The organism is Streptomyces sp. NPDC056987, assembly GCF_042673865.1.
Taxonomy (GTDB): domain Bacteria; phylum Actinomycetota; class Actinomycetes; order Streptomycetales; family Streptomycetaceae; genus Streptomyces.
The window spans coordinates 124,006-140,009 of the sequence record NZ_JBHURV010000013.1; the positions used below are offsets into that span (position 1 = coordinate 124,006).

Here is a 16,004-nt window from a genome sequence, read left to right on the forward strand (position 1 = left end):
AGAGAAGCGAGACGAGAGGAGGGGGACCGTGACGCGTTTCTGTGCCTGCCTGGCGACGACCCCCGAACGGGCGCGGTCACACCTCGCCTCGATGGGCGCGGCCGTACGGTACGACGCCGGAGCGGCCGGCCCGGGCCCCGGCGCCGCGCTGATCCTCGACGAACCGGGGCACGCCACCGGGCCGTTCACCGCCTGCGGCCGTACCGCCGTGGGGGAGGTCACACTGCACAACCGGCCCGAGCTGCTGGCCGCGCTCGCCCGCTCCGGCGCGCACGCCCGGCCCGACTGCCCGGACGGGGAGCTGCTGCTGCGCTGCTGGGCGCGGTTCGGGGCGGCCGGGATCCGGCTCGCGGAAGGCATGTTCGCGCTCGCCGTGCACGACGAGGGTGACCTCGTCCTGATCCGCGACCACGTCGGCGCCCGCACGCTCTTCTACGCCCGCGCCGACGACGCCTGGGCCGCCTCCACCTCCCTGCGTGCCCTGCGCCGCTGGCCCGCGCTCGGCACGGGGCTCGAACTGGCCGCCGTACGCTCCTTCCTGACCTTCGCCTACCTCCCCGGCGAGGAGACGCTGCTGCGCGGCGTACGGGAAGTCCTCCCCGGCCGCTGCCTGCGGCTCGCCGACGACGGGTCGGTGACGGAGGAGCACTACTGGGAGCCCGAGGAGCGGATCGGGCAGGGCCTGCGCGAGTGGTACGAGGGCGGCGACGCGCCTCCGGAGGAGTACGCCCTGAAACTGCGCGGCCTGCTGGAGGAGGCGACGGCCCGCCGGCTGCCGGACGCCGAGGCGGTGGCGGTCCTGCTCTCCGGCGGCGTCGACAGCTCACTCGTCACCGCCCTCGCCGCCAAGCTGCACAGCCACCCCGTACACACGTACTCGATCAGCTTCGGCGACGAACTCCCCAACGAGCTGGGCTACTCCGGCCTGGTCGCCACCCACTGCCACACCCGCCACCGGGTGCTCAGCGTCTCCGGCGACGCCGTCGCCGCCCGTCTCGCGGAGGCCGCCGCGCTGCTCGACAGCCCCGTCGGCGATCCGCTGACCGTGCCCAACCTGATGCTCGCCGAGGCCGTCGCGGGCGACGGACTGCGCGTCGTGCTCAACGGGGAGGGCGGCGACCCGGTGTTCGGCGGCCCGAAGAACCTGCCCATGCTGGTGTACGAGATGCACCGCGGCGACGGCACGGGCGGATTCCCCGATGACGGCGCGGACGCGGCGGACGCGGCGGACACGCGCGAGAACGCGTACCTCCGCTCGTACCGCAAGTGCTTCACCGACCTGCCCGACCTGCTCACCGCCGACGCGCTGGAGGCACTGGAGACGCTGCCGCGCCCGGAGCGGTTCATCACCCCGTATCTGCGCCCGGAGGCCAGGGACGGCCGGATGGACCACCTCCTCAACCAGCTCCTCCACTGCAACCTGCGGACCAAGGGCGCCCATCACATCCTCACCAAGGTCGAACGGCTCACCGCCTCCCAGGCGATCCAGGGCCGCTCCCCGCTCTTCGACCGCCGCGTGATCGACCAGGCGTTCGCCACCCCGCCCCGCTGGAAGCTCAACGGCGCCGTCGAGAAGTGGGTGCTCAAGGAGGCCGTACGGGACCTGCTGCCCGGCACGGTCGTGGACCGGCCCAAGAGCGGCATGCGCGTACCGGTGCAGCAGTGGCTCCGCGGCCCGCTGCGCGAACTTGCGGGCGATCTGCTGCTCGGCAGGGAGGCACGGGCCAGGGGGCTCTTCCGGCAGTCCACGGTACGGGCGTGGATGAAGGGGGAGGGCGCGCTGCTGCCCCGGCAGGGCGGCAAGCTGTGGCTCGTGCTCACGCTGGAGCTGTGGCTGCGCGCGTACGACGTGAGGTGACCCCCGACGGAGACACCGCGAAGAGGGCAACATCGCGAAGACAGCGACACCGTGAAGACGCAGACACTTTGAGGACGGAGACACTGTGAAGACCGACGCCGATCCCCGCACGGTGCCGTTGACGGACCCCCGGACCGGCCGGATCCGGGGCAGTTCGACCGTCGGCCGCGCGCCGCAGGTCGCCGAGGCCGTCGCGGCGGCCCGCCGGGCCCTCGCGGGCTGGCGGGCGCTGACCCCGAGGGAGCGTTCCCGGCGGCTCGACCGCCTCGCCGGACTGATCGAGGAGCACGCGGCCGCGTACATCGCCGCGGAGCAGTCCGGTACGGGCAAGCCCGCGCACGAGGCCGCCGGCGAGGTGGAGAACGCGGCGGACCTCTTCCGCTTCTACGCCTGGGCGGCCCGCACCCGGTCCGCACCGGCGGCGGGCGGTTTCGTCGCGGGCCACGAGAGCTGGGTCCGCTGGGAACCGCTCGGCGTCGTCGGCGTCGTCGTTCCCTGGAACTACCCGCTGATGATGGCCACATGGCGGTGCGCGCCCGCCCTCGCCGCCGGGAACACGGTGGTGACGAAGCCGGCCGAGACGACCCCCGACTCGCTGCTCCTCCTCGCCGAGCACGCGCGGGAGGCGCTGGGCGAGGCCGTCGCCCAGACCCTCCCCGGCGACCGCGGGACGGGGCGGCTGCTGGTGGAGTCCGCCGGGGTCGACGCGATCGCCTTCACCGGGAGCGCGGCGGCGGGCGCCGATGTGACGGCGCGCGCCGGGACGAAGCGGATCAGCCTGGAACTCGGCGGCAACAGCCCGGTCCTCGTCCTGCCCGACGCCCCCGAGGACACCTGGACGGAGCTGGCACGGGCCACCACGTACAACGCGGGGCAGAGCTGCGCCGTACCCGCACGGGTGATCACCCTGCGCGAGAACCACGAATCGGCGCTCTCCCAGCTCACGGCGGCGATGCGGGAGCGCGCGGCGGGCCGGGACTTCGGGCCGCTCAACAACGCCGACCAGGCGGCGCGTTACGACCGGATCGTCGGCGCCTCGGCCGCGAAGGCGACGGCGGAGGGGGAGCTGGCGCTCGGCGCGGACGAACAGGGCGGCTTCTGGCGCCCGGCCCGCGTCCTCGCCGAGCTGCCCGACGACGACCCGGCCGTGCTGGACGAGGTGTTCGGACCGCTGCTGACGGTGCAGGCGGCCGACGGCGTCGAGGAGGCCCTGGCCCTGGCTAACGGGGTGCCGCAGGCGCTGGCCGCGAGCGTCTGGACCCGGGACCTGGAGACGGGCCTCGCCCTCGCCGGACGGCTGGACGCGGGCGAGGCCTGGCTCAACTGCCATCTCGTCCAGACGGCGGAGCTCCCGCACGGCGGCCGGGGCACCTCCGGGCACGGTACGGACCTGAGCACGCTGGCCCTGCACGAGTACCAGCGGCCGAAGACGATCACGGCCCGGATCCGGCCGCCGGGGGCCGTCAAGCCGGACTGACCTCGTTCGGGTGAAGGGGAGGTCAGCCAGGCTCTTCGCCACGGCGCGCGGCGGCGGAGGCGCGGGCCGCCTCCGCCGGAGGCTCAGCGGCGCGGGCCGCCTCCGCCGGGAAGGCTCAGAGGCGCAGGCCGCCCGCGAGGCCGTCGAGGGCCCGGTGGACCAGCGCCACCAGGTCGTCCCGGCAGCCGTGCTCCCCCCAGTGGAGGGTGACCTCGCGCAGCGCGCCGAGCACGGTGGCGATGAGGATCCGCAGGTCGAGGTCGTCGGGGTCCCGGCCGGTGCGCTCGGCGAGGACGTCGGCGAGGAGCCTCGACGTCGCCGACATGGTCTCGCTCATCCGGGCCCGGACGGCGGGCACCTCGACCAGCAGCCGCGTCCGCTCGACCAGTTCCGCGGACTCGTGGGCCAGGGACTTGGCCAGTGCCTCCGCCAGTACGGCGCGGAGCGACTCCAGCGGGGACTCGTCGGCCGGCCGGGCCCGCAGGGACGTCGCGATCACCGGGTCGTACGCGTCGGCGAGGACGATGTCCTCCTTGGTGGGGAAGTAGCGGAACACGGTGGAGGGCGAGACCTCGGACGCCTCCGCGATCTGCTCGACGGTCGTCGCCTCGTACCCCTGCTCGGTGATCAGCCGGTAGGTGGTCCGGCGGATCGTGACACGCGTTCTGAGCTTCTTCCGCTCACGGAGGGGGAGCCGGGAGAGCTGTTCTTCGAGGGGGGTGGGGGAGGTGGCGGCCATGGTGCTCATTGTCGTGCATCAGCCGTCACCCGGACCCCGGCCGGAGCCTTGATGGGAGACGGCAGAAGAACGGCGTCCGCGGACCATGTCCGGGGACGCCGTGACGGAGTTCAGGAGTGCTGCGAGGCGACCAGGGAGATGCCCACGAAGTGCACGACGAACGCGGCCAGGGTGAAGGAGTGGAAGACCTCGTGGAATCCGAACCACCGGGGTGACGGGTTCGGCCGCTTCAGCCCGTAGATCACACCGCCCGCGCTGTACAGCAGCCCGCCGACGATGACGAGGACGAGGACCGCGATCCCGCCCGTCCGCAGGAAGTCCGGCAGGAAGAAGACGGCCGCCCACCCCATCGCGATGTAGCACGGGGTGTAGAGCCAGCGCGGGGCCCCGACCCAGAAGACCCGGAAGGCGATGCCCGCCGCGGCGGCCGCCCAGACCGCCCACAGCAGGGTCCGGCCCGTCGAGTCCGGCAGCAGCAGCATCGTCAGCGGGGTGTACGTGCCCGCGATGATCAGGAAGATATTGGCGTGGTCGAGCCGGCGCAGCACGGCCTCGCCGCGCGGTCCCCACTCGCCGCGGTGGTACACCGCGCTGACGCCGAAGAGCAGACAGGCCGTCAGGACGTAGATGGCGCAGGCGATCCGGGCCCGGGTGGAGCCGCTCAGGGCGATCAGGGCCACGCCTGCGACCAGCACGGCCGGGAACATCCCCGCGTGCAGCCAGCCGCGCAGTTTCGGCTTGACCGGATTCAGCGACGACAGGATCTCGGCCGGCCCCCCTTCGTTCTTCAGCGGGGGGTGCGCGGGCGGATCGGACGCGGCAGGAGTCATGGACTCATGCTACCTACGCCTCCGTAAGTTACGGCCCGGTACGAGGCTCTCTCCGCTGTGAATTGCGACGCGGCCGCCTCAAGGCGCCCCGAGCCGTCCCACCCTCCCCCTCGCACACGCATGTACGTGAAGTTGCCGTTCAGGTGGCATCCGCGCGCCCTCCATGTGTCCCCCCGGTGCTCCCGGAGTGGCGATGCTCACGTGGGCGGCCCTCTGGACAGATGGGCGGATGGGTCGGATGATCAAATGAGTGCGGTCGGCACCGGATGAGCGGCTACGAAGCATCCGGGTCGGAGCCCCCAAGGGGCAAACATCATCAAACCCCTCAACAAGGAGCGATCGTGGCGCGCGACAACGCGGCTCCCAGCACCTCCGGCACCACAGGCATCACAGGCACGACGGGCGACACCAGCACGACGGGCAGCGCCGGCACCCCCGGAACGGTCCCGACCGGTCACCAGGAACTGATCTCCTGGGTGGACGAGATCGCCGCCCTCACCCAGCCGGACAGTGTGGTCTGGTGCGACGGGTCCGAGAGCGAGTACGAGCGCCTGTGCGGGGAGCTCGTCGCCAAGGGCACGTTCCGGAAACTCGACCCGGCCAAGCGGCCCAACTCGTACTACGCCGCCTCGGACCCCTCCGACGTGGCGCGCGTCGAGGACCGGACCTTCATCTGCTCCGAGAAGGAGGAGGACGCGGGCCCGACCAACCACTGGAAGGACCCCGCCGAGATGCGGGCCGTCTTCACCGGCGAGAACGGCGTCTTCCGCGGCTCGATGCGCGGCCGGACGATGTACGTCGTCCCGTTCTGCATGGGCCCCCTCGGCTCGCCGCTCTCCGCGATCGGCGTCGAGATCACCGACTCCGCCTACGTCGCGGCCTCCATGCGCACCATGACCCGCATGGGACAGCCGGTCCTCGACGAACTGGGCTCCGACGGCTTCTTCGTCAAGGCCGTCCACACCCTCGGCGCCCCGCTCGCCGAGGGCGAGGCCGACGTGCCGTGGCCCTGCAACTCCACCAAGTACATCTCGCACTTCCCGGAGTCCCGCGAGATCTGGTCGTACGGCTCGGGCTACGGCGGCAACGCCCTGCTCGGCAAGAAGTGCTACGCCCTGCGCATCGCGTCCGTCATGGCGCGCGACGAGGGCTGGCTCGCCGAGCACATGCTGATCCTCAAGCTGACCCCGCCCCAGGGGGAGGCCAAGTACGTCGCGGCGGCGTTCCCCTCCGCCTGCGGCAAGACCAACCTCGCCATGCTGGAGCCCACCATCTCCGGCTGGACCGTCGAGACCATCGGCGACGACATCGCGTGGATGCGGTTCGGTGAGGACGGCCAGCTGTACGCGATCAACCCCGAGGCGGGCTTCTTCGGCGTCGCGCCCGGCACCGGCGAGCACACCAACGCCAACGCCATGAAGACCATGTGGGGCAACTCGGTCTTCACCAACGTCGCGCTCACCGACGACGGCGACGTCTGGTGGGAGGGCATGACCGAGGAGCCGCCCGCGCACCTCACCGACTGGAAGGGCAACGACTGGACCCCGGAGTCCGGCACGCCCGCCGCCCACCCCAACGCCCGCTTCACCGTCCCCGCCGGACAGTGCCCCATCATCGCGCCCGAGTGGGAGGACCCCAAGGGGGTCCCGATCTCGGCCATCCTCTTCGGCGGCCGCCGCGCCTCCGCCGTGCCGCTGGTCACCGAGTCCTTCGACTGGCAGCACGGCGTCTTCCTCGGAGCCAACGTCGCCTCCGAGAAGACGGCGGCCGCCGAAGGCAAGGTCGGTGAACTGCGCCGCGACCCGTTCGCCATGCTGCCGTTCTGCGGCTACAACATGGGCGACTACATGGGCCACTGGGTCAAGGTGGGCCAGGACGCCGTACGCGAGAACGGCGGGTCGAAGCTGCCGAAGATCTACTACGTCAACTGGTTCCGCAAGGACGACAAGGGCTCGTTCGTCTGGCCCGGCTTCGGCGAGAACAGCCGCGTCCTGAAGTGGATCGTGCAGCGCCTGGACGGTACGGCGGACGGCGTCGAGACCCCGATCGGCGTGCTGCCGACCAAGGAGTCCCTCGACACCGACGGCCTCGCGCTCTCGGAGGCGGAGCTGGACTTCCTGCTCTCGGTCGACAAGGACGTCTGGCGCGAGGAGGCGGCCCTGGTCCCCGCACACCTCAACACCTTCGGTGACCATGCGCCGAAGGAACTGTGGGACGAGTACCACGCGCTGGTCGAGCGCCTGGGCTGACCCTCTGGACGGGGCGTTCCGACGCCCCTCGCGGACGCCTGACCGGAGGGTGGCACCCGGTCCGCGCGCCTCCGCGGTCCGCGGGCCGGGGCCGTCAGTGGGCGCCGACGAGGCGCTGATCCGGGCTCTTGCGGCCCGGACGGTTTCGGTCAGGGAGGTGGTTCTGGTCCGGGCCGCTCCGGTCGGGGAGTGGTTCGGCCAGGGCCGCCGTGTGCGCGTCCATGCGTTCCGCGGCGAGGATCGCCGCGGCCGTGTCGGCACGTGACGCCGCGACGACGAGGGCGCGGCCCGCGAGCGCGAGCGCCCGGCGGTGCAGCGCGCCCGGGTCGGCGCCGCTCAGCCCGGCGTGCCGGGCCGGCGGGGCGCCGCGCAGTCGGCCGATCTGCCCGGCGATGGCCTCCGCGGCTTCGTCGAGCCCCAGCTCGTCGGTGACCGCGAGGAGCGCGGAGAGGTGGCCGGAGAGCTGGATCTTCAGCTCGTCCTCGCGGCTGCGGTGCGGAAAGTCGGCGTCGTCGGACGTCGCGTGGACCGACTTCGTACGGATGGGCTCGTACATGGGACGGCCTCCTTGCGTGGTCAGGAGACCATCCTACCTTGGATTCAGTCTAAAGTTGAGTGCGATCCGGTACTGGCGGGCTCACGCTGCGTGGCTCAGTGCTGCGCGTAACCGTCCAGGAACGACCCGATCCGCGTGACCGCGTCCGTCAGGTCCTGGGCCGCCGGCAGCGTGACGATCCGGAAGTGGTCCGGCTCCGGCCAGTTGAACCCCGTACCGTGCACGACCATGATCTTCTCGGCCCGCAGCAGGTCGAGCACCATCTGCCGGTCATCCTTGATCTTGAAGACCTTCGGGTCGAGCCGGGGGAAGAGATACAGCGCGCCCTTGGGCTTCACGCAGGTCACGCCGGGGATCTGCGTCAGCAGGTCGTACGCCGCGTTCCGCTGCTCCAGGATCCGGCCGCCCGGCAGGACCAGGTCGTCGATCGACTGCCGGCCGTTCAGCGCGGTGGCCACCGCGTGCTGCGAGGGCATGTTGGCGCACAGCCGCATGTTGGCCAGGATCGTCAGCCCCTCGATGTACGACGAGGCGTGCGCCTTGGGGCCGCAGACCGCCAGCCAGCCGGAGCGGAACCCGGCCACCCGGTAGTTCTTCGACAGCCCGTTGAACGTGAGCGTCAGCAGATCGGGCGCGACGGCCGCCGTCGGGGTGTGCGTGGCGCCGTCGTAGAGGATCCGGTCGTAGATCTCGTCGGAGCAGACGACCAGATTGTGGCGGCGGGCGATCTCCGTGAGCGAGCCGAGCATCGCGTCGTCGTACACGGCGCCCGTCGGATTGTTCGGGTTGATGATCACGATCGCCTTCGTCCGATCGGTGATCTTCCGTTCGATGTCCCCGAGGTCGGGCATCCAATCGGCCTGCTCGTCGCAGCGGTAGTGGACGGCGGTCCCGCCCGCGAGCGAGACCGACGCGGTCCACAGCGGGTAGTCGGGGGCCGGTACGAGCACCTCGTCACCGTCGTCGAGCAGCGCCTGCATCGACATCTGGATCAGCTCGGAGACGCCGTTGCCGAGGTAGATGTCCTCGACGCCCAGCTCGATGCCCTTGGTCTGGTAGTGCTGCATGACCGCGCGGCGGGCGGACAGCAGCCCCTTCGCGTCGCCGTAGCCGTGCGCCCCGCCCAGGTTCCTGAGCATGTCCTCCAGGATCTCGGGCGGGCACTCGAAGCCGAAGGCGGCGGGGTTGCCGGTGTTGAGCTTGAGGATGCGGTGGCCCGCCGCCTCCAGCCGCATCGCCTCGTCGAGGACCGGCCCCCGGATCTCGTAACAGACGTTGGCGAGCTTCGTCGACTGGATGACCTGCATGTCCGCCACCTTACGGCCGCGTAACGGAGCCCGCGTGGTGTTCTTCCCCACGTTGCTCCGCTGGGGCGTATGCCTCGTACGTGCGTACGGGACAGGGGTGTGTGTGCGGTGCGCTCACCGCTCCGGGAAGCCGAAGGCGTAACCCTGTCCGCGCAGCCACGGCAGCAGCCGCTTCATCGCGTGCGCCGTCTGCGAGCGGTTACCCCCGCCGTCGTGGAAGAGCAGCGTGGGGCCGTTGCCCAGTTCGCCCTGCACCGTGCGCAGGATCGCTCCGGCGCCGGGGTGTTCGAAGTCCTTCGAGTCCACGTTCCAGCCCAGCGGCCGCATGCCCGCGCTCGCCGCGATCTGCCGGCTGTACGGGGTGAAGGCGCCCCCGGGGGCCCGGTAGTACAGCGGCGGCACCCCGCCGGACGCTCGCTCGATCTGCCGGGCGGCCGTGAGGATCTGCTCCTTCTGGTACGCGCGTGACCTGTGGTCCATTCCGGTGTCGTGCGTCACGGAGTGATCGCACAGCCGGTGTCCCTCGGCCACCACCCGGCGGACCAGATCGGGGTGCGCGGCGGCCTGCGGGCCGATCATGCAGAAGGTCGCCCGCGCCTCGTTCTGCCGGAGGATCGCGAGGATCCGCGGTGTCCAGACAGGGTCGGGACCGTCGTCGATGGTGAGGCTGACGGCCTTGCCGCCGCCCTCCACGGCATGGGCGATGTCCATGCTGACCCGGGGCGGCGGCAGCTTCGGGTCCGGCTTCGAGGTCTGCGTGGGAGGTACGGGCTGCGCGGGCGGCGCGGGCTGCGCGGGCACGCGCTCCTCGCGCCGGTCCCGCGCGCTGTCGCGTCCGCCGTCGCGTCGGTCCAACCCGTCGCGTCCGTCGGGGTCCCGTCCGCCGTTGCGTCCGTCGTCGGGCGGGGACGGTACGGGTGAGGCGACCTGGGGGCGCGGCACCGCGGCCGTCGCGGCGCTGTCGTCGGCCGTCTGCTCGCCGCACCCCGTGAGCAGCGCGGCCCCGGCCAGCGCGAGCGCCACCGTCAGCAGCCGCGCGCCCGCCGACCGGGCGCCCCTGCCCCTGCGGGCCGTACCCGTGCGCCCCATGGTTCCCACCGCTTTCGCCTCTGCTCACCCGGTCACCGTGTCCGGGAGTCCGGGAGGAGAGACGAGTGAAAGGCCGGTGAGGATCCGTTTCCGGATGCCCGGTCACAAGTTTGTGTGAAGCGGCTCGCCCGCCCGTTCCCACCAGGCGCGTCCGTACGTACGCGCCGCACCGGACGCGTCCGTACCGCCGTACCGGCCGGGTCACCGGCCCACTCACCGGCCGCGCCGGAGCGACCTCCCTGCCAGGACATCCGTACGGCGTCCGTCCTCGATCACGAACCGGCCGTCGATCAGGACGTACGGGATCCCCACCGGCAGGGTGCGCGGCTCCTCGAAGGTCGATCCCGCCGCCACCGTGTCCGGGTCGAAGAGCACCAGATCGGCGCGGTGGCCCTCCTTGACCAGCCCCCGGTCCCGCAGCCCCAGCCGGGCCGCCGGGCGCGCGGTGAGATGGGCCACGCACTCCTCCAGCGAGAGGATGCCCAGGTCACGCGCGTACCGGCCGAGATAGTTCGGGAACGTGCCGTACGCGCGCGGATGCGGCTTGGCACCCTGGAGGATGCCGTCGCTGCCGCCCGTGTGGACCCGGTGGCGCATGATCGCGCGGACGTTCTCCTCGTGCCCGACGTGCTGGAGGATCGTCGGGCCGAGCCGGTCCTCGATCAGCAGCCGGCGCGCCGTGGTCCACGGCGCCTCGCCCGCCCGGGCCGCCGACTCCGCGACCGTCCTGCCGACGTGGTGGGCGAGCGCCGCGTCCGTGACCCCGGAGATCTCGATGGTGTCCCAGTCGATGGGCACACCGTGGCAGCCGTCCGCGCCGACCTCCTCCATCACGTACCGGATCCGCTCGGCGCTCTCCTCGTCCCGCAGCCGCTCCAGGATCGCGCCGGGCCCGCCCTCGCTCGCCCAACTGGGCAGCATCGCCACGAGAGTGGTGCATCCCGGCGTGTACGGATACGTGTCCAGCGAGATGTCCGCGCCGTCGTCCAGCGCCCGGTCGAGCAAGCTGAGCAGTTCGGGCGCCTTCCCCTTGTTCACCCCGAAGTTCATGGTGGCGTGGGCGAGATGGAGCGCGCAGCCGGCCCGCCGGGTGAGCGCCACCATCTCCTCGTACGCGCGCAGCGCCCCGGCCCCGTACGAACGGTGGTGCGGGCAGTAGTAGCCGCCGTACCGCGCCACCACCCGGCACAGCTCGGTCAGTTCGGCGTCGTCCGCGTACATCCCGGGTGTGTACGTCAGTCCGGACGACATCCCGAAGGCGCCCTGCTCCAGCGACTCGGCCACCAGCCGCCGCATCGCGGCGAGTTCGTCCGCCGTCGCGGGGCGGTCGTCCCAGCCGACCACGTGGGCGCGGACCGTGCCCTGCGGGACGAGATAAGCGGCGTTGACAGCGATGCCGTCGCCGTCGAAGCCCCGGCCCTCGAAGGCGTGGTCGAGCCGGTCGAGGTACTCGCCGACGGTGCGCCAGTCGAGGTCGAGGTCGGAGCCGTCGCCGTTCCAGCCGGTGATCGCCTGCCGGACCCCGGCGAGGGTGGCGTCGTCCACGGGCGCGTACGACAGGCCGTCCTGGCCGATGACTTCGAGGGTCACGCCCTGCGCGGCCTTGGCGGAGTGGTCGGGGTCGCGCAGCAGCGCGAGATCGCTGTGCGCGTGCATGTCGATGAAGCCGGGCGAGAGCGCGAGCCCGGCGGCGTCCAGCACCCGCGCCCCGGTCGGGCGCGGCGTCCGGGGTCCGCCGTCGGACGCGCGCCGGATGCCGGTGATACGGCCCGCGTCGACGGTGACGTCCGCGCGGTACGAAGCGCCGCCCGTGCCGTCGATGACGCGCGCGTCGCGAATGACGAGATCCATGCCACCCTCCCTGTCAGTACCCGGTGCGTACGTACGAGTGCCCCTCCCGGCACTAGAAGTAGGTGCGGACGAAGTCCGTGACCGTGCCGTCCGCCTCCACCAGCGGGATGAGCTGCCACTTGTCGAACGACGTGCACGGATGCGACAGCCCCATCCCGACCCAGTCCCCGACCTCCAGCACCGCCTCGGGCGCGGTGGCGAGCCAGCCGTGCTGGTCGGACAGGCCCGTGACCGTGATCCCGGTCGCCGGGCGGATCTCGCCGGTGCGGCCGTCCCGTACGACCTGTGCCTCCGGCAGGTCCAGGTCGTACGCCGCGTCCCGCTTGCCCGCGTTGACGAACGCCTGCGCGGCGGACGGGCGGGAGACGACCTGCGCCCAGAGCCGGAACGCGGGCCGCAGGGCGCCCTCCCCGGTGACCCGGTTGAAGGGGGTGAGCCGGCGGTAGTGGCCGTCGTCGTGCGAGATGTACGCGCCGGAGCGCAGCAGCTTGCACACGGGGCGGGTGAGCGCCGGGATGTCCGCGAAGACGTCCGCCACCGCGTCGAACCAGGCGCTGCCGCCCGCGCTGATCACGATCTCCTCCGCGGCGGCGAAGCGGCCCGCCCCGTCGAATTCGGCCGCCAGCGCCACGAGCCGGCGGAGCCAGTCGCGTACGGTGCCGTCGTCGGCGCCGGGGACCTCGCCCTCGTAACCGGCGACCCCCGTCAGCCGCAGGGTCGGGGCGCCGGCCACCGCGTCCGCCACCGCGGCGCACTCCGCCTCCGTACGGGCTCCGGTCCTGGCACCCTCGCCGGCGCCCAGCTCCACCACGACCTCCACCGGGCGGCGCGCGCCGGCGGCCCGCAGCGCCTCGTCCATCAGCTCGACGCCGCGCACGGAGTCCACGTAACAGACGAAACGGAAGCCGGGGTCCCGGTCCAGCTCGGCGGCGAGCCAGCGCAGCGCGGCGGCGTCGACCAGCTCGTTGGCGAGGAAGATCCGCCGGATGCCGAAGGCGCGGTAGACCCGGGCCTGGTGGGGGACGGCGGCGGTGATGCCCCAGGCGCCCCGGTCGAGCTGGCGCGCGAAGAGCTGGGGGGCCATCGACGTCTTGCCGTGCGGGGCGAAGGCGAGGCCGTGGCGCTCGGCGTACGTCTCCAGGAGGGCGAGATTGTGCTCGACCGACTCGGCGGACAGCGCGAGGACGGGGGTGGTGAAGCCGCCGGTGAAGAGGGAGCGGCGCTCGGCGGCGAGCGCGCCGACGGTCAGCCCGTCGGCGTCCGGCGGGAGGCCCTTGAAGCGGTGGTCGACGTACTCGGAGCCGGTGTCGTACGAGGCGTCCGCGTCGTACCCGTCGGTGGCCATGGGCAGTGCCTCCCGTATCGTCGTTGCGCCATGTGCAACGTCCATTGCGTATGTCGCTCAGGGTTGTCTAACATCCGGACGGACAACGGGTCAACGGGACAACGGGTCAATGCTGCCCCGATCGACGCCATCAACCCCTCGCGTAACCCCTTACGACCCAGGCACCACCCGCCACGCATCAAGAGCGACACCTCACGACCGATGCATCACGAACCACGAGGAGCCCCAGCGTGACCGGAACCGTAGCCGCGGACCGCGCCGTCCACCCGAGCGTGGACGCCGTCTGCCTCGGCGAGTCCATGGTCACCTTCCTGCCCACGGGCCCCGGCCGGCTCGCGGACGTGCCGTCGTACGACCGGACGATCGGCGGCGCCGAGTCCAACGTCGCCTGCGCGCTCGCGGGCGCGGGACACAGCGTGAAGTGGATCAGCAGGGTCGGCGCCGACGGCTTCGGCGACCACCTGGTCGAGGCGATCGGCGCGTACGGCGTGGACACCTCGGGCGTCCGCCGGGACCCGGACCGGCCCACCGGCATCTACTTCCGTACGGCCACGGACCGCGCCACCGACACCCACGAGGTCGCCTACTACCGGGCCGGCTCCGCCGCCTCCGCCATGGCGCCGGGCACCCTGGCGCCCGAGGACCTGTGGGCGGGACGCGTGCTGCACCTGTCGGGCATCACCCCCGCGCTCTCGGACAGCTGCCTCGCCCTCACGCGCGAACTCACCCGCCGCGTACCCGGCCGCCCCCTCCTCTCCTTCGACGTCAACCACCGTCCCGGTCTGTGGCGCGACGCGGACGGCGCCCGGGTCCTGCTCGACCTGGCGCGCGGCGCCGACCTCGTCCTCGTCGGGGAGGACGAGGCGGCCGAGGCCTGGGACCTGCACGGCGCGGACGCGATCCGGGCGGCGCTGCCCGAGCCGGAGACGCTGGTGGTCAAGCGCGGCAGCGAGGGCGCGACGGCGTACACCCGCACCGTCTCCTCCGGCACCGGAGGCGCGGACAGGGGCGCCGGAGGCGCGTCGCACAGGAGTGCCGGAGGCGCTTCGCACAGGAGTGCCGGGGACACCGGGAGCGCCGGGGAGGCCCGAGACGCCGGGGACACCGTCGTCTCCGTCCCCGCCCTGCGCGTCGATGTCGTGGCACCCGTCGGCGCCGGTGACGCCTTCGCCGCCGGTTTCCTCTCCGCGACCCTGCGCGGCCTGCCCGTTGAAGCCCGGCTGCGCCACGGCCACCTCATGGCCGCCGCCGCCCTCACCGTCGCCGGTGACCTCGCCACGCCGCCGTCCCGGGCCCACGCCGACCGGCTCGCCGCACTGGACGCGGACGCCTGGGGCACACTGCGTCTCGGGCCGGGCTGGACGGGCGCGGACGAGCCGGAGGTACGTACCCCATGAGCCAGACCGTCGACCGTGCGCTGAGCATCCTGCCGCTGCTCGCCCAGGGCCCCGCCGACCTCGGACAGGTCGCGGAGCGGCTCGGCGTCCACAAGTCCACCGCGCTGCGGCTGCTCCGTACGCTCCACGAGCACGGCCTCGTCTACCGCCAGCAGGACCAGCGTTACCGCCTCGGCGCCCGGCTCTTCGCGCTCGCCCAGGAAGCCGTCGAGAACCTGGACCTGCGCGAGATCGCCCACCCGCATCTCGTCGCGCTCAACGAACAGTGCGGCCACACCGTCCATCTCGCCGTGCGCGAGGAGGGCGACGTCCTCTACATCGACAAGGTCGAGAGCCGCTACCCGGTCCGGATGTACTCGCGGATCGGCAGACCGGTCGCGATCACCGTCGCCGCCGTCGCCAAGCTGCTCCTCGCCGACCTCCCCGAAGCCGAGCGCCGCGCCGTCGCGGAACGCCTCGACTACCCCGCATACACGCCCCGTTCGACGACCGACGCGGCCGCCTTCCTCAAGGAACTGGCGACCGTACGCGAACAGGGGTGGGCCACCGATCTCGGCGGCCACGAGGAGTCCATCAACTGCGTCGGCGCCCCGATCAGGGGCGCGGACGGCCGCGTCGTCGCCGCGATGTCGGTCTCCGCGCCGAACGTCGTCGTCGGCGCCGACGAATTCCTCACCCTGCTCCCGCTGGTGCGCCGTACCGCCGACGCGATCGGCCGGGAGTACTCCGGCACCGCTCCCCACCCCCACCCCCACCCCCATCCCGACCCCGACCCCGACAAGGAAGCCCGATGACCGACAAGACCAGCACGACCGACACGACCGGCAAGCTTGAGAAGACCGCCCTGACGCCCGCCACGCACACCACCCCGCCGGCCCGTTTCTCGCACGGCGTCCGCAAGGGCAACATCCTCCAGGTCGCGGGCCAGGTCGGCTTCCTGCCGGCCGTCGAGGGGCAGCCGCCCACGCCCGCGGGGCCGACCCTGCGCGAGCAGACGCTCCAGACCCTCGACAACGTGAAGTCGATCCTGGAGGAGGGCGGCGCGAGCTGGGACGACGCGATGATGGTGCGCGTCTACCTCACCGACGTCGACCACTTCGCCGAGATGAACGAGATCTACAACACCTACTTCGCCGCGCAGGGGCTGACGCAGCCGCCCGCCGCCCGGACGACGGTCTACGTGGGGCTGCCCGCGGGCCTCCTCGTCGAGATCGACGTGCTCGCCGTCCTCGGCTGACCCTCACCCGCGCCCCCACCCGCGCACCTCCCCCCCCCACGTCCCCTCACCCGTACAGCACAGCCGCAC

At 72.5% G+C, this 16,004-nt stretch carries 13 protein-coding genes; 6 read left to right on the forward strand and 7 right to left on the reverse strand.

Annotation, left to right across the window (positions count from 1 at the left end):
* Positions 1–28 precede the first annotated feature (28 nt).
* Positions 29–1,858 (forward strand): asparagine synthetase B family protein, encoded by a 1,830-nt coding sequence (locus ACFTZC_RS17625; protein WP_382890562.1) that lies wholly within the window; start codon positions 29–31, stop codon positions 1,856–1,858.
* A gap of 85 nt (positions 1,859–1,943) precedes the next feature.
* Positions 1,944–3,335, forward strand: a complete 1,392-nt coding sequence (locus ACFTZC_RS17630; RefSeq protein ID WP_382890564.1) for an aldehyde dehydrogenase family protein — start codon at positions 1,944–1,946, stop codon at positions 3,333–3,335.
* A 115-nt stretch (positions 3,336–3,450) separates the two neighbouring features.
* Here ACFTZC_RS17630 and ACFTZC_RS17635 read toward each other — a convergent pair whose 3' ends face one another.
* Together ACFTZC_RS17635 and ACFTZC_RS17640 are read right to left on the reverse strand one after the other, a co-directional pair.
* Complete coding sequence (locus ACFTZC_RS17635) at positions 3,451–4,074, reverse strand: TetR/AcrR family transcriptional regulator (RefSeq protein ID WP_382890567.1); 624 nt, start codon at positions 4,072–4,074, stop codon at positions 3,451–3,453.
* A 110-nt stretch (positions 4,075–4,184) separates the two neighbouring features.
* Entirely contained in the window at positions 4,185–4,904 is a 720-nt protein-coding gene (locus tag ACFTZC_RS17640; protein WP_382890569.1) for a hemolysin III family protein, read from the reverse strand.
* Positions 4,905–5,290: 386 nt separating this feature from the next.
* Between ACFTZC_RS17640 and ACFTZC_RS17645 the strand changes: the two genes are divergently transcribed.
* Entirely contained in the window at positions 5,291–7,153 is a 1,863-nt protein-coding gene (locus ACFTZC_RS17645; protein WP_382890702.1) for a phosphoenolpyruvate carboxykinase (GTP), read from the forward strand.
* A 94-nt stretch (positions 7,154–7,247) separates the two neighbouring features.
* Here the strand turns inward: ACFTZC_RS17645 and ACFTZC_RS17650 are convergent, their stop codons facing one another.
* The 5 genes from ACFTZC_RS17650 to ACFTZC_RS17670 all read right to left on the reverse strand — a co-directional run bounded on the left by ACFTZC_RS17650 (position 7,248) and on the right by ACFTZC_RS17670 (position 13,301).
* Positions 7,248–7,709 carry a hypothetical protein gene (locus ACFTZC_RS17650; RefSeq protein WP_382890571.1) on the reverse strand — a complete coding sequence of 154 codons (462 nt, stop codon included), beginning with the start codon at positions 7,707–7,709 and terminating at the stop codon, positions 7,248–7,250.
* Between the two features lie 95 nt (positions 7,710–7,804).
* Complete coding sequence (locus ACFTZC_RS17655; protein WP_382890573.1) at positions 7,805–9,016, reverse strand: pyridoxal phosphate-dependent aminotransferase; 1,212 nt, start codon at positions 9,014–9,016, stop codon at positions 7,805–7,807.
* Positions 9,017–9,130: 114 nt separating this feature from the next.
* Positions 9,131–10,105 (reverse strand): polysaccharide deacetylase family protein, encoded by a 975-nt coding sequence (locus ACFTZC_RS17660; protein ID WP_382890575.1) that lies wholly within the window; start codon positions 10,103–10,105, stop codon positions 9,131–9,133.
* A 213-nt stretch (positions 10,106–10,318) separates the two neighbouring features.
* Positions 10,319–11,956, reverse strand: coding sequence for an amidohydrolase family protein (locus ACFTZC_RS17665; RefSeq protein WP_382890577.1), 1,638 nt, complete (start codon positions 11,954–11,956; stop codon positions 10,319–10,321).
* 52 nt (positions 11,957–12,008) lie between these two features.
* Positions 12,009–13,301 (reverse strand): alanine racemase, encoded by a 1,293-nt coding sequence (locus ACFTZC_RS17670; RefSeq protein WP_382890578.1) that lies wholly within the window; start codon positions 13,299–13,301, stop codon positions 12,009–12,011.
* 230 nt (positions 13,302–13,531) lie between these two features.
* Here ACFTZC_RS17670 and ACFTZC_RS17675 point away from each other — a divergent pair, with 230 nt between their 5' ends.
* From ACFTZC_RS17675 to ACFTZC_RS17685, 3 genes are read left to right on the forward strand one after another with little or no spacing between them, the layout of a single operon-like run.
* Entirely contained in the window at positions 13,532–14,698 is a 1,167-nt protein-coding gene (locus ACFTZC_RS17675) for a sugar kinase (RefSeq protein ID WP_382890581.1), read from the forward strand.
* The gene (locus ACFTZC_RS17680; RefSeq protein ID WP_382890583.1) at positions 14,695–15,492 is read left to right on the forward strand and encodes an IclR family transcriptional regulator; all 798 of its coding nucleotides are present in this window, start codon (positions 14,695–14,697) and stop codon (positions 15,490–15,492) included. The genes ACFTZC_RS17675 and ACFTZC_RS17680 overlap by 4 nt, the downstream gene beginning before the upstream one ends.
* On the forward strand, positions 15,489–15,935 hold the full coding sequence (locus tag ACFTZC_RS17685) for a RidA family protein (protein WP_382890584.1): 447 nt from the start codon (positions 15,489–15,491) through the stop codon (positions 15,933–15,935). The genes ACFTZC_RS17680 and ACFTZC_RS17685 overlap by 4 nt, the downstream gene beginning before the upstream one ends.
* The last annotated feature ends 69 nt before the right edge of the window (positions 15,936–16,004 follow it).

Excerpts from the sequence above, each read along its gene's own strand:
- ACFTZC_RS17635 (WP_382890567.1), bottom strand. The coding sequence starts at position 4,074 with ATGGCCGCCACCTCCCCCACCCCCCTCGAAGAACAGCTCTCCCGGCTC.
- ACFTZC_RS17640 (WP_382890569.1), bottom strand. The coding sequence starts at position 4,904 with ATGACTCCTGCCGCGTCCGATCCGCCCGCGCACCCCCCGCTGAAGAAC.
- ACFTZC_RS17650 (WP_382890571.1), bottom strand. The coding sequence starts at position 7,709 with ATGTACGAGCCCATCCGTACGAAGTCGGTCCACGCGACGTCCGACGAC.
- ACFTZC_RS17655 (WP_382890573.1), bottom strand. The coding sequence starts at position 9,016 with ATGCAGGTCATCCAGTCGACGAAGCTCGCCAACGTCTGTTACGAGATC.
- ACFTZC_RS17660 (WP_382890575.1), bottom strand. The coding sequence starts at position 10,105 with ATGGGGCGCACGGGTACGGCCCGCAGGGGCAGGGGCGCCCGGTCGGCG.
- ACFTZC_RS17665 (WP_382890577.1), bottom strand. The coding sequence starts at position 11,956 with ATGGATCTCGTCATTCGCGACGCGCGCGTCATCGACGGCACGGGCGGC.
- ACFTZC_RS17670 (WP_382890578.1), bottom strand. The coding sequence starts at position 13,301 with ATGGCCACCGACGGGTACGACGCGGACGCCTCGTACGACACCGGCTCC.
- ACFTZC_RS17680 (WP_382890583.1), top strand. The coding sequence starts at position 14,695 with ATGAGCCAGACCGTCGACCGTGCGCTGAGCATCCTGCCGCTGCTCGCC.
- ACFTZC_RS17685 (WP_382890584.1), top strand. The coding sequence starts at position 15,489 with ATGACCGACAAGACCAGCACGACCGACACGACCGGCAAGCTTGAGAAG.